The organism is Micromonospora sp. D75 (assembly GCF_018070405.1).
In the GTDB taxonomy this organism is placed as follows: Bacteria; Actinomycetota; Actinomycetes; order Mycobacteriales; family Micromonosporaceae; genus Micromonospora; species Micromonospora chalcea.
In genome coordinates this window covers 1-383 of sequence record NZ_JAGPXV010001225.1, presented here as the reverse complement: position 1 = coordinate 383, position 383 = coordinate 1, and the positions used below count along the sequence as shown (strand labels likewise).

The following is a 383-nucleotide window of genomic DNA, read 5'->3' as shown; positions in this document are numbered from 1 at the left end:
CCGGCGGCACCGGCGCGCTCGGCGCGGAGGTGGCCCGCTGGCTGGCCGCCCGGGGCGCCGAGCACCTGATGCTCGTCAGCCGCCGCGGCGCGGACGCCCTCGGCGCCACGGCACTCGTCCGTGAGCTGACCGGGGCGGGCACCCGGGTGACCGTCGCGGCCTGCGACGTGGCCGACCGGGCCGCGCTGGCCAAGCTGCTCGACGAGGTGCCCGCCGACGCGCCGCTGACCACCGTCGTGCACGCCGCCGGCGTGCTGGAGGACGGGGTGCTCGACGGGCTCACCCCCGACCGGCTCGCCACCGTCCTGCGACCCAAGGTGCTCGGCGCCCTGCACCTGCACGAGCTCACCCTCGGGCGGGAACTGCGCGCGTTCGTGCTGTTC

At 78.3% G+C, this 383-nt stretch carries 1 protein-coding gene; it reads left to right on the top strand.

All coding sequences use genetic code 11. The features are described from left to right. Positions 1–383 (top strand): SDR family NAD(P)-dependent oxidoreductase (locus KBX39_RS32985; RefSeq protein WP_210874331.1); only part of this gene is annotated, 383 nt, incomplete at both ends.